The following is an 11521-nucleotide window of genomic DNA, read 5'->3' as shown; positions in this document are numbered from 1 at the left end:
GGCCAGTACTCCACGCATCCTCGCACCTGCCACTGACAACGCGCCCCCCGACCGAAGGCAAGTGATCTTGATTGGTCGGCTCTGCCCGTAAAAGTGCCTGACAGTTGACCTGCGGGCGATCGCTTGAGATCGGTCACGTCCGCTTGCGGCAACCACGAGACAGAGCCGAGCGTCTTTCCTTCGAACATGTACGGGAAGTCGTACGTAAGACGCACAGAAAGAGGACAGGCCGGTGCCCACGGGTACGGCACTACAGTGGGTCGGAACGTAGACAAGCAGCAGGGAGCGCGACGTGCGGCCGGTAGGCAGCAAGTACTTCCTCGAGGAGCCGCTCGGTCGTGGCGCCACGGGGACCGTCTGGCGAGCCCGCCAGCGGGAGACCGCGGGTGCCGAGGCGGCCGTGCCGGGGCAGCCCGGCGAGACGGTCGCGATCAAGGTGCTCAAGGAAGAGCTCGCCAGTGACGCGGACATCGTCATGCGGTTCCTGCGCGAGCGGTCCGTCCTGCTCAGGCTGACCCACCCCAACATCGTCCGGGTCCGCGACCTGGTCGTCGAGGGCGAGCTGCTGGCCCTGGTCATGGACCTCGTCGAGGGTCCCGACCTGCACCGCTACCTGCGCGAGAACGGCCCCTTCACCCCGGTCGCCGCGTCCCTGCTCACGGCCCAGATCGCGGACGCGCTGGCCGCGAGCCACGCCGACGGCGTCGTCCACCGGGACCTGAAGCCCGCCAACGTCCTGCTCCGGCAGGACGGCGGCCAGATGCACCCGCTGCTGACCGACTTCGGCATCGCGCGCCTCGCGGACTCCCCGGGCCTGACCCGCACCCACGAGTTCGTCGGCACGCCCGCGTACGTCGCGCCCGAGTCCGCCGAGGGCCGCCCGCAGACCTCCGCCGTCGACATCTACGGCGCCGGCATCCTCATGTACGAGCTGGTCACCGGACGTCCGCCGTTCGGCGGCGGCTCCGCCCTGGAGGTCCTGCACCAGCACCTGAGCGCCGAGCCGCGCCGCCCCTCCACGGTCCCCGACCCGCTGTGGACCGTCATAGAACGCTGCCTGCGCAAGAACCCCGACGAACGGCCCAGCGCCGAGAACCTCGCCCGCGGCCTGCGCGTCGTCGCCCAGGGCATCGGCGTGCACGCGAACTCCGCCCAGATCGCCGCCGCCGAGGGCGTCGCCGCCCTGCTCGCCCCGGACCCGGCGCCGGCCACCGTGCCCGGCTCGGCCGACCCCACGCAGGTGATGCAGCACGGCGCCGGCTCGTTCGACCCGAACGCCGCGACCAACGTCATGCCGCACACCGGCGCCCCCGGCCCGGCGGGCGCCGCCGACCCCACCGCCGTGCTGCCGCACACCGGCGGCCCCGGCGCCGCGGACCCGACGGCCGTCATGCCGCCGATGCCGCAGGGGCAGCCCGGCGGACCCGGCCCCGAGGACCCGCACCCCTGGCAGAACCAGCTGCGCGCCGCCAGGGACCGCAACGAACAGACGCAGGTCCAGTACCTCGACCCCAACCAGGACCCGCTGCGCCGCCGCCCGCAGCGCCAGGTGGCCCGCCCGCAGCAGCCCCAGCAGCGCCCGCCGCAGCGCGGCCAGCAGGGCGGTTACGGTCATCCGCAGCAGCACCAGCCGCAGCAGTACGCCCCGCAGCGTCAGCCGCAGCAGCAGCCCCAGCGGTACGCGCCGCCGCCCACACCGGAGCCGCAGCGTCCGCAGCGCGAGCCGCGTCAGCCGCGTCAGCGCAGCTCCAACCCGATGCGGATCCCCGGCCTCGGCTGCCTCAAGGGCTGTCTGTTCACGATCGTCATCCTGTTCGTCGCGGGCTGGCTGATCTGGGAGCTGAGCCCGTTGCAGGAGTGGATCGGCACCGGCAAGAGCTACTGGGACCAGCTCTCCGACTGGTTCAGCACCGTGACCGGCTGGATCGGCGACCTCGGCAGCAGCACCGGCGGAGGCTCGGGAACCAACTGACCGGCCTCGGCCGGGTTGGCTATTTGTCGACATCTGGCGGGTGATTTCCGCCTCGGCGGTGAAGGTTGGTCTGTCGGGCGCGTAGTTTTGTCGACCGGGGTTCCCGGGATTGTCGGCTGGGGGTCCGGGGGTCGTCCCCCGGAACGACGCAGCAGCGACAACACGCGTCGGTAGGAGCAGTCTTGGCACGGAAGATCGGCAGCCGGTACACCGCCAACCAGATCCTGGGGCGGGGCAGCGCCGGCACGGTGTGGCTGGGCGAGGGTCCCGAGGGGCCCGTCGCCATCAAGCTGCTGCGCGAGGATCTCGCGTCCGACCAGGAACTCGTCGGACGCTTCGTCCAGGAGCGCACGGCACTGCTCGGCCTCGAGCACCCGAACGTGGTCTCCGTGCGAGACCTGGTCGTCGACGGCAACGACCTCGCGCTCGTCATGGACCTGGTCCGCGGCACCGACCTGCGCACCCGGCTCGACCGGGACCGCCGGCTCGCACCGGAGGCCGCGGTGGCGATCGTCGCGGACATCGCGGACGGGCTGGCGGCAGCGCACGCGGCCGGGGTCGTCCATCGCGACGTCAAGCCCGAGAACGTCCTGCTCGACATGCAGGGCCCGCTCGGCCCCGGCGGCTCCCACCCGGCCCTGCTGACCGACTTCGGTGTGGCGAAACTCATCGACTCGCCCCGCCGCACCCGCGCGACGAAGATCATCGGCACCCCGGACTACCTGGCGCCGGAGATCGTCGAGGGCCTGCCGCCCCGCGCCGCCGTCGACATCTACGCCCTCGCCACCGTCCTGTACGAGCTGCTGGCGGGTTTCACGCCGTTCGGCGGCGGCCACCCCGGCGCGGTGCTGCGCCGCCACGTCACGGAGACGGTGGCGCCGCTCCCCGGCATCCCCGACGAACTGTGGCAGCTGATCGTGCAGTGCCTGGCGAAGGCGCCCGCCTCACGCCTGCGCGCCTCGGAGCTCGGCGCCCGGCTGCGGGAGCTGCTCCCGCTGGTCACCGGGATGCCGCCGCTGGACGTGGACGAGCCCGACGCGGAACCTGCCGAGGACGAGGCGCCGGCCGCCGAGGAGGCCGCCCCGCAGGGCGAGCGGGTCCGGCGGCGGGGCGCGGTACCGCTCGTGCCGGGCGCGAAGCCCGCCGACTCCAACCGGGACACGCATACGTCGATGAGGGTCCCGGCACCTGACGAGCTGGCCGGCGGCGCGCGCGGCACGGCCCGGGTGCCCAGGCCCGCGGGCGCCCCGCGTCCGGGCTCGGCCCGCCACCGGGCGGTGGCCCGGCGACGCCGGGTGGCCCTGGGGGCGGCCGCGGTGGTGCTGGCGGCCGCCGCGGGCGTGGGGGCGTGGCTGGCGACGTCGGAGGACGACGCGGGGGCGACGCCGCAGGACACGAAGAATTCGGCTCCGGCGACGCCCTAGCCTTCGTCGGCCGGAACGCCGGGTGACCCCGTGCCGACAGCACCCGGACCTCGCCGCTTGGCGGAGCCGTTACGCTGGAGGCGTGGCAGTCGTCGATGTATCCGAAGAGCTCAAGTCCCTCTCCTCGACCATGGAGTCGATCGAGGCCGTTCTGGACCTCGACAAGCTGAGGGCAGACATCGCCGTGCTCGAGGAGCAGGCGGCCGCGCCGTCCCTGTGGGACAACCCGGACGAGGCGCAGAAGATCACCAGCAAGCTGAGCCACCTCCAGGCCGAGGTCAGGAAGGCCGAGGCGCTGCGGGGGCGGATCGACGATCTCGCCGTGCTCTTCGAGATGGCCGAGGAGGAGGACGACCCGGACACCCGTGCCGAGGCCGAGTCCGAGCTCACGGCCGTCCGCAAGGCACTGGACGAGATGGAGGTCCGCACGCTGCTCAGCGGTGAGTACGACGCCCGTGAGGCGCTCGTCAACATCCGCGCCGAGGCGGGCGGCGTCGACGCCGCCGACTTCGCCGAGAAGCTGCAGCGGATGTACCTGCGCTGGGCGGAGCAGAAGGGCTACAAGACCGAGGTCTACGAGACGTCGTACGCCGAAGAGGCCGGCATCAAGTCGACCACCTTCGCCGTGCAGGTGCCGTACGCCTACGGCACCCTCTCGGTCGAGCAGGGCACCCACCGCCTCGTGCGCATCTCGCCCTTCGACAACCAGGGCCGCCGCCAGACCTCCTTCGCGGGAGTCGAGATCCTCCCCGTGGTCGAGCAGACGGACCACATCGAGATCGACGAGTCCGAGCTGCGCGTGGACGTGTACCGGTCCTCCGGTCCCGGCGGTCAGGGCGTCAACACCACCGACTCCGCGGTCCGGTTGACCCACCTCCCCACCGGCATCGTCGTCTCCTGCCAGAACGAGCGGTCGCAGATCCAGAACAAGGCGACCGCCATGAACGTCCTCCAGGCGAAGCTGCTGGAGCGGCAGCGCCAGGAGGAGCGGGCCAAGATGGACGCCCTCAAGGACGGCGGCAGCTCCTGGGGCAACCAGATGCGTTCGTACGTCCTGCACCCGTACCAGATGGTCAAGGACCTGCGCACGGAGTTCGAAGTCGGTAACCCCGAGGCCGTTTTCAACGGTGAGATCGACGGTTTCCTCGAAGCCGGAATTCGCTGGCGCAAGCAGCAGGAGAAGTAAGTTTGTCGACAAGGCAACTGCCGCCGTTCCGGCGGTAGTTGCCTTTTCTGTGCCTGCATGTCTGGGTTTTACATCACACTCACAGCTTCCAACCCCTGGCAAAGAGCCCGTACTTGGACATCGCGCGCGCAACGACCTTGACGAAGACTTGAAAAATGGGAAGGGTAAAGCGTGGCATGCGTATCTCTGGGGCGCATGTGAACCGGGGGGCTCTTGTTCTGCTACCCCCGTCGATCACGGCCGGCCCCTGAGTGCTGCCTCATTGACGATTCAGCTACTGGGGGTAGCAACCAGATGACGAAGAAGACGCGGATCCGTATAGCGCGCCTCGCGGCCGGCGCCGTGATCGCGGCCGGTGCCTCGCTGACCGCTGCGGGTGCCGCTTCCGCCGCGGAGGCCGAGGACTGCATCCTCGGCCTCTGCATCGGGGACGACGACCCGAGCGACCCGCCCACCGAGGAGCCGACGGACATCCCGACGGACATTCCTACGGACATCCCCACCGAGGAGCCCACGGACCCCACGGAGCCCACCGAGGAGCCGACGGAGCCGCAGGAGCCCACCGAGGAGCCGACCACGGAGCCGTCCGACCCGGGCAACGGGAACGGCAATGGGAATGGCAACGGTAACGGGAACGGCAACGGCAACAACGGCGGGGGCAACAACACCGACCCCGACGGTGGTGCCTCCACCCAGGAAGAGGGTTCCTCCTCCCTGACCGAGACCGGCACCGACAGCACCGGCGCCAGCACCTCCGCCCAGGGCGGCGGCGACGAGCTCGCCGAGACCGGTGCCGCGCAGACCACGTTCCTGCTGGTCGGCGCCGCCACCATGATCGCCGGTGGCATCGGCTTCCGTGTGCTGCCGCGCCTCGCCGGTGGCCGCGGCGGTGCGGCTGCCTGACGGTAGCCGACATGTCCACGCCGTGTGACTGACGTCGTACGGCCGAGGGGCCCGGAGCGTGTTTCGCTCCGGGCCCCTCGGCATGTCCGCGTACGGTGTGTGCGGTGCCCTAGACGGTCTGGTGCGCCAGCAGGGCCACCGCCGCGATCAGTATCGCCAGCAGGGCGATCAGCGTCATCGGGTTCAGGCCCGCCAACGGGTTCTCATGCTGAAGCCGCTCGCGATTCGCCCGGCAGACGGGGCAGCGGCCCTCACTCACGGGCGCGGCACAGTTCGCGCACACCAGCCGGTCGTACGTCATGCGCCACCCTCCTTGCGAGTCACTCCGGGGGGTTCAACGGGTTCGGCCCCGAGAACGTTCCCCCTTCCACAATGCCAGGTTCCCCCGCAAAGGGCGCGGGCGCCCTCGGAGGGGTGGTTGTCATTGTCTCGCGGCTGCGGGCCCCATGTGGCCGGTCGCGCACACGCGGCGGAGCCGCACATCGACACGGCCCCGCGCCCCTTTCGGGGCGTCACCTGATCCGGCATAAATGGGCACAACCCTTGCGCAACCCCTTCCGGCGACTGCGCCCCCGCCCCCGACTCGCGTATGGTCACGCTCATCTACCCCCGGCGACCCGTGGTGCATCCGTGATCCGATTCGACAACGTCTCCAAGGTCTACCCCAAGCAGACCCGCCCCGCACTCAGGGATGTGTCCCTGGAAGTGGAGAAGGGCGAGTTCGTGTTCCTCGTGGGGTCCTCCGGCTCCGGAAAGTCCACCTTCCTGCGGCTGATCCTCCGCGAGGAGCGGGCCAGCCACGGACAGGTACACATCCTGGGCAAGGACCTCGCACGCCTCTCCAACTGGAAGGTGCCGCAGATGCGCCGCCAGCTGGGGACGGTGTTCCAGGACTTCCGCCTCCTTCCGAACAAGACGGTCGGCGAGAACGTCGCCTTCGCCCAGGAGGTCATCGGCAAGTCGCGCGGCGAGATCCGCAAGTCCGTGCCGCAGGTGCTCGACCTCGTCGGGCTCGGCGGCAAGGAGGACCGGATGCCCGGAGAGCTGTCGGGTGGTGAGCAGCAGCGGGTGGCCATCGCCCGCGCCTTCGTGAACCGGCCCAAGCTGCTCATCTGCGACGAGCCCACCGGCAACCTCGACCCGCAGACCTCCGTCGGCATCATGAAGCTGCTCGACCGGATCAACCGGACGGGTACGACGGTCGTGATGGCCACGCACGATCAGAACATCGTGGACCAGATGCGCAAGCGCGTCATCGAGCTGGAGAAGGGCCGCCTCGTCCGCGACCAGGCACGCGGCGTCTACGGCTACCAGCACTGACCCGACCCGTCCACGGAAAGGCCTGAAAGAGACGCCATGCGCGCCCAGTTCGTACTGTCCGAGATCGGTGTCGGTCTCCGCCGCAATCTGACGATGACCTTCGCCGTCATCGTCTCCGTCGCCCTGTCGCTCGCCCTGTTCGGCGGGTCGCTCCTGATGAGCGACCAGGTCAACACGATGAAGGGCTACTGGTACGACAAGGTCAACGTCTCGGTCTTCCTCTGCAACAAGAGCGACGCCGAGTCCGACCCCAACTGCGCCAAGGGCGCGGTCACCGAGGACCAGAAGAAGGAGATCCTCGCCGACCTGGACAAGATGACGGTCGTCCAGAAGGTGACGTACGAGTCCCAGGACCAGGCCTACAAGCACTACAAGGACCAGTTCGGCGACTCTCCGCTGGCTGCGTCGCTGACGCCGGACCAGATGCAGGAGTCGTACCGCATCAAACTGAAGGACCCGGAGAAGTACGAGGTCATCGCGACCGCCTTCGACGGGCGCGACGGCGTGCAGTCCGTGCAGGACCAGAAGGGCATCCTGGACAACCTCTTCGGGCTGCTGAACGGCATGAACTGGGCCGCGCGGGCGGTGATGGCGCTGATGCTCGTCGTCGCGCTGATGCTCATCGTCAACACCGTGCGCGTCTCGGCCTTCAGCCGGCGGCGCGAGACCGGCATCATGCGGCTGGTCGGCGCCTCGGGCTTCTACATCCAGGCCCCGTTCATCATGGAGGCCGCGGTCGCCGGGCTCATCGGAGGCACGGTCGCCTGTGGCTTCCTGGTCGTCGCCCGGTACTTCATCATCGACCACGGCCTCGCCCTGTCGGAGAAGCTGAATCTGATCAACTTCATCGGCTGGGACGCGGTGTTGACGAAGCTGCCGCTCATCCTCGCGACGAGCCTGCTCATGCCGGCGCTTGCGGCGTTCTTCGCGCTGCGCAAGTACCTGAAGGTGTGACCAACGCCAATGGGGCCGTACGGGCAAGGCGCCGTACGGCCCCATTGCGTTGTCCTAGACTCACCGGCATGTCAGGTCGTGACCTGTTCTGTCAGCCCCGCCGCTTCGGCCGCGGGGCCGCCCTGACATTGGTGTTCGCGAGCGTGCTCGTCGCCGGTGCCGCGACCGGCTCGCTGCCCGGCCCTGACCGGAAATCCCCGGAGGGCGCGTCCCGTTCGGCCACCTCCGCGGGCCGGCACGAGGAGGTCGCCGAGGCGGCCGCCAAGGCCATGGCCGCCGGCAAGTCCCCCATGGAGGCCGCCGAGCGCGCGGTCAGCCGCAGCGGGGACCGCTGGGGCGCCGTCTACTCCCAGGGGGAGTACGAGGAGTTCGAGGAGGCCCTCGACGGCGCGTACACCGGCGTCGGGCTCTGGGCCCGCCGCGAGCGCGACGGCCGTATCGAGGTGACGAAGGTGCGGGCCGGGTCGCCCGCCGCCACCGCCGGGATCCGCACGGGCGACCGGCTGCGCAGCGTCGACGGCGAGAAGGTCGACGGGCGTCCGGTCACCGAGGTCGTCGCCTTACTGAGGGGTGACGCCAGGGACGAGCCCGCTGGCACGCCGGTGAAGGTGGGCATGGAACGCGGCACGCACGCGTGGGACCTCACACTGCGACGCGCCCGGCTGTCCATCGACTCGGTGACCGCCCGGGAAATCGCCGGCGGCATCACCGTCATCCGCATCGCGTCCTTCACCAAGGGCGCCGGCGCCGCGGTCCAGGACGCCGTGCGCCGGGTCCCGGCCGGTTCCGGCATCGTCCTCGACCTGCGGGGCAACTCCGGCGGCTTGGTCACCGAGGCCGTCACCGCCGCCTCCGCCTTCCTCGACGGCGGCCTCGTCGCCACCTACGACGTCGACGGCGACCAGCGCGCCCTGCACGCCGAACCCGGCGGCGACACCGGCAGGCCCCTGGTGGCGCTCGTCGACGGCGGCACCATGAGCGCCGCCGAACTGCTCACCGGAGCCCTCCAGGACCGCGGCCGCGCGGTCGTCGTGGGCAGCCGCACCTTCGGCAAGGGCTCGGTGCAGATGCCGAGCCGGCTGCCCGACGGCTCCGTGGCCGAGCTGACCGTGGGCCACTACCGCACCCCCTCGGGGCGGACCGTCGACGGGCAGGGCATCACCCCCGACCTGGAGGCCGACCGCGGCGTCCTGGGACGGGCCCAGACGGTACTCAGCGGGCTCGGAGAGTCGTAAATCGGCTTTCCCCGCACCCCCTCCGTAGTGCGAAAATGGACGGCACTATGAGCAAGGGAATGTACGTACCCAAGGAGTCCCAGCCCAAGCAGGGCGGCGCTGCCGCGAAGGGCAGGGACGGCGAGAAGGGCGGCAAGCGCAAGATCGTCGCCCAGAACAAGAAGGCCCGGCACGACTACGCGATCATCGACACGTACGAGGCGGGCCTGGTGCTGATGGGCACCGAGGTCAAGTCGCTGCGCGAGGGTCGGACGTCGCTGACCGACGGCTTCGTCCAGATCGACGGGGGCGAGGCGTGGCTGCACAACGCCCACATCCCGGAGTACCACCAGGGCAGCTGGACCAACCACTCCGCGCGCCGCAAGCGCAAGCTCCTGCTGCACCGCGAGGAGATCGACAAGCTGGAGGCGAAGTCGCAGGAGACGGGTCACACGATCGTGCCCCTCGCCCTGTACTTCAAGGACGGCCGGGCCAAGGCCGAGATCGCTCTCGCGCGAGGCAAGAAGGAGTGGGACAAGCGCCAGACCCTGCGTGAGAAGCAGGACCGGCGGGAGTCGGACCGCGCGATCGCGGCGGCGAAGCGCAGGCAGCGGGGCCAGTAGGCGGCAGCGGGCGGTCGCCGGGAATACGCTGGCATCGTCGTGCGCTGGTCACGTACGATGGCACTGCACCTCACAGAGGGTGCGCGCCCCTCCGGGTGTCCGGAGGATTGAAAAAACAACATGGGGATGATCGGTTTCGACAGCGGCTGTTGAAGCAGGGGAAGCGTGTCGAGGAAGCGGCAATGATCTCGTAAACCATATGTCGCAAAAAATAATCGCCAACACCAAGCGCGATTCCTTCGCCCTCGCTGCCTAAGTAGCGACTTGCGAAGTGTCAGCCCGGGGCTGTTCCCGACCCGGATCCTGGCATCAGCTAGGGAACTAAACCTTGATCCCGGTCACGGGGTGAAGAGGGAAACCAAACAGTGACTGGGCCCGTCGGCGACTTGTTCGCGTGATCGCCGGGGCCGAGAAAATCACAGCGAACTGCACACGGAGAAGCCCTGATTTTGCACCGTTGGACGCGGGTTCGATTCCCGCCATCTCCACGATCGGGAGGTTTTCGAACCTCCCTAACCCATGTGGGCAAAGGCCCCGCCGCCTCCGGGCAGCGGGGCCTTCGTCATGCCCAGAACGCGCAGGAGGGGGACGATGACACGGCCGGACGAGCCGTACTACGTGATGTACGACGGGGATTTCGGGCTCAGCGGCCTCGCCGGGAGGCCGGCGGGCGCCCGACCGCCGGTGCCGCAGGGCGATGCCGTGGGGGACGAGCAGGTCGGGGTCGACGCCCGGAGCCTGCTGGAGTCCGGGCTGCCGGACGAGACGATCCGGACGCTGTGGCTGGCCGCCGACCGTGGCCGGTTCGATCCGGCCGGCGCGGGCATGACCGTGCGGTCCTGGCTGACCGCATGGTCGGAGGCGTTTCCGCCACCACCGCCGAAGCGCCCACGGCACAGGAAGTACATCAGCGCGATCACCCCGGACTTCTTCGCCCGCCCCGTGCTGGTGGAGACGGAGATGCGCGACGCCGTGCTCGACGAGGTCGGTGCGGTCGAGGCGGACCTGGCGCGAGCGGCGCCGGGTGTGGTCGAGGCGCTCAGGTCGGCCGTCGCCGGAGCCGGCGCGGATCTCGGGTTCCGGTTGCTGCTGCGGACCCTGAAGGCGTGTTCCGTACGGGTCGGCAAGGTGCGCCACGACCGGTATGTCGAGCTGAGCGACTCCTTCGAGTACTGCTACGCGGTCATCGACGACGGCCTGGAGGTCGACTGGCCGCCCCTCGACACCGAGCGGCGCGACGGCACCTGGAACTTCGGCCTCTCCGAGCTGGCCTCGCGGTTCGCCGGGGAGTGGCACGACCGCACCCGGCTCGAAGTCGTCCGTGGCACGGCCGGGAGCGACGACGTCGGGCAGACACCGGGCACCGCCGCCGCCCTGCTGCTGGAGGACGTGACCCGGCTGCACGCCTCGCCGCTGTCCGACGACACCCTCACCACGCTGTGGCTCGCCGCGTCCGACTGCGGCTTGCGGCCCGACCGGTTCGGGGGCGACGTACGGCGGTGGCTGGAGCAGATCGCCGAGGTCTGCCGGGAGCGGTTGCGGGAGGTCGCGCCGGACCACGACCCCGTACCGGCGCCGGCGCGGACGGCCGGGGCGGACGAGGTGCTCGGTGAACTGCGGGACCTCGCGCCCGAGTTGGCGTCGAGGACCGTACAGCCGCACTGGCAGGGTGTGCCGGGTGCCGACGCGGCGCGGGCGCTGGAGCAGGTCGTCACGCGGGTCGATCCCGATCTCGGCTTCCGGCTGTTCCTGCGGGTTCTGATCGCGCTGTGGATGCCTCTCGCCGCGGAGCGCTACGCCCGCTTCGAGGCCCTCGGGGAGCGGTTCGGCCACGGCAAGTACCTCGTCTCCGAGATCGATCAGTTCATCCAGAGTGATCTGTGACACTGCTGTGACCGGAGGTGTGGGTTCCGCCACAGCCCGTG

Annotated in this window: 10 protein-coding genes and 1 other RNA gene; 10 read left to right on the top strand and 1 reads right to left on the bottom strand. The window is 70.1% G+C overall.

Annotated elements, in window-relative coordinates; all coding sequences use genetic code 11:
* Positions 1-292: 292 nt before the first annotated feature.
* The 4 genes from PGH47_RS16950 to PGH47_RS16935 all read left to right on the top strand — a co-directional run bounded on the left by PGH47_RS16950 (position 293) and on the right by PGH47_RS16935 (position 5485).
* The gene (locus PGH47_RS16950; RefSeq protein WP_271664138.1) at positions 293-1972 is read left to right on the top strand and encodes a serine/threonine-protein kinase; all 1680 of its coding nucleotides are present in this window, start codon (positions 293-295) and stop codon (positions 1970-1972) included.
* A 182-nt stretch (positions 1973-2154) separates the two neighbouring features.
* Positions 2155-3396: a serine/threonine-protein kinase gene (locus PGH47_RS16945; protein WP_271664137.1), complete on the top strand. Its 1242-nt coding sequence runs from the start codon at positions 2155-2157 to the stop codon at positions 3394-3396.
* An 82-nt stretch (positions 3397-3478) separates the two neighbouring features.
* On the top strand, positions 3479-4582 hold the full coding sequence (gene prfB / locus PGH47_RS16940; RefSeq protein ID WP_030952750.1) for a peptide chain release factor 2: 1104 nt from the start codon (positions 3479-3481) through the stop codon (positions 4580-4582).
* Positions 4583-4876: 294 nt separating this feature from the next.
* Positions 4877-5485 carry an LPXTG cell wall anchor domain-containing protein gene (locus tag PGH47_RS16935; RefSeq protein WP_271664136.1) on the top strand — a complete coding sequence of 203 codons (609 nt, stop codon included), beginning with the start codon at positions 4877-4879 and terminating at the stop codon, positions 5483-5485.
* Between the two features lie 109 nt (positions 5486-5594).
* Here the strand turns inward: PGH47_RS16935 and PGH47_RS16930 are convergent, their stop codons facing one another.
* The gene (locus PGH47_RS16930; protein WP_271664135.1) at positions 5595-5786 is read right to left on the bottom strand and encodes a hypothetical protein; all 192 of its coding nucleotides are present in this window, start codon (positions 5784-5786) and stop codon (positions 5595-5597) included.
* Between the two features lie 329 nt (positions 5787-6115).
* On the opposite strand from PGH47_RS16930, the gene ftsE reads away from it, so the two are divergent.
* The 6 genes from ftsE (at position 6116) to PGH47_RS16900 (ending at position 11480) form a co-directional block, all read left to right on the top strand.
* Positions 6116-6805 carry a cell division ATP-binding protein FtsE gene (ftsE, locus tag PGH47_RS16925; protein WP_030952755.1) on the top strand — a complete coding sequence of 230 codons (690 nt, stop codon included), beginning with the start codon at positions 6116-6118 and terminating at the stop codon, positions 6803-6805.
* A gap of 36 nt (positions 6806-6841) precedes the next feature.
* Positions 6842-7759 (top strand): permease-like cell division protein FtsX, encoded by a 918-nt coding sequence (gene ftsX, locus PGH47_RS16920; RefSeq protein WP_126902131.1) that lies wholly within the window; start codon positions 6842-6844, stop codon positions 7757-7759.
* Positions 7760-7827: 68 nt separating this feature from the next.
* Complete coding sequence (locus tag PGH47_RS16915; protein ID WP_271664134.1) at positions 7828-8994, top strand: S41 family peptidase; 1167 nt, start codon at positions 7828-7830, stop codon at positions 8992-8994.
* A 59-nt stretch (positions 8995-9053) separates the two neighbouring features.
* Positions 9054-9596, top strand: a complete 543-nt coding sequence (gene smpB, locus PGH47_RS16910; RefSeq protein ID WP_126902135.1) for an SsrA-binding protein SmpB — start codon at positions 9054-9056, stop codon at positions 9594-9596.
* Positions 9597-9718: 122 nt separating this feature from the next.
* Positions 9719-10087, top strand: a transfer-messenger RNA (tmRNA) gene (gene ssrA, locus PGH47_RS16905).
* Between the two features lie 100 nt (positions 10088-10187).
* Positions 10188-11480: a hypothetical protein gene (locus PGH47_RS16900; protein WP_271664133.1), complete on the top strand. Its 1293-nt coding sequence runs from the start codon at positions 10188-10190 to the stop codon at positions 11478-11480.
* Positions 11481-11521: the final 41 nt, after the last annotated feature.

Source organism: Streptomyces sp. HUAS 31, assembly GCF_028198125.1.
In the GTDB taxonomy this organism is placed as follows: Bacteria; Actinomycetota; Actinomycetes; order Streptomycetales; family Streptomycetaceae; genus Streptomyces; species Streptomyces chartreusis.
This window is presented reverse-complemented; position numbering and strand designations above follow the sequence as displayed.

Coding starts and splice junctions, on each gene's coding strand:
- PGH47_RS16935 (WP_271664136.1), top strand. CDS start 4,877: ATGACGAAGAAGACGCGGATCCGTATAGCGCGCCTCGCGGCCGGCGCC.
- PGH47_RS16930 (WP_271664135.1), bottom strand. CDS start 5,786: ATGACGTACGACCGGCTGGTGTGCGCGAACTGTGCCGCGCCCGTGAGT.
- ftsX (WP_126902131.1), top strand. CDS start 6,842: ATGCGCGCCCAGTTCGTACTGTCCGAGATCGGTGTCGGTCTCCGCCGC.
- PGH47_RS16915 (WP_271664134.1), top strand. CDS start 7,828: ATGTCAGGTCGTGACCTGTTCTGTCAGCCCCGCCGCTTCGGCCGCGGG.
- smpB (WP_126902135.1), top strand. CDS start 9,054: ATGTACGTACCCAAGGAGTCCCAGCCCAAGCAGGGCGGCGCTGCCGCG.
- PGH47_RS16900 (WP_271664133.1), top strand. CDS start 10,188: ATGACACGGCCGGACGAGCCGTACTACGTGATGTACGACGGGGATTTC.